The 251-nt window shown below is 66.9% G+C and carries 1 protein-coding gene; it reads right to left on the reverse strand.

Going from position 1 to position 251, the window contains the following annotated elements:
- The coding region (locus R0J88_RS21985; RefSeq protein WP_410901176.1) for a GMC family oxidoreductase N-terminal domain-containing protein at positions 1-251 on the reverse strand (251 nt) is incomplete at both ends.

The following is a 251-nucleotide window of genomic DNA, read 5'->3' on the forward strand; positions in this document are numbered from 1 at the left end:
CCTGTAGCCCCGTGCAGCGCAGATCGGAGGCTTGCTTCGCTGCGTCCGTCGCCCCTGTGCCAGCCCGTGTTTCAGCCCCCATGCCCTGCTCGCCGCCCGCAAATAGCAGACGATTGACCTGGGTGGAATGCCACAGGGTCAGGTTGCTGCGCTTGAGCGCCGGGCGCAGGAAGGCCTTGGCCGTGTTCCAGCGCCAACCCGCCCGCTGGTTGACCTCGAAATAGGCCACCCCTTCATGGCTGCCGCGGTTG

The sequence above is a fragment of the Pseudoalteromonas sp. SIMBA_162 genome (genome assembly GCF_046535955.1).
Lineage (GTDB): Bacteria > Pseudomonadota > Gammaproteobacteria > Enterobacterales > Alteromonadaceae > Pseudoalteromonas > Pseudoalteromonas marina.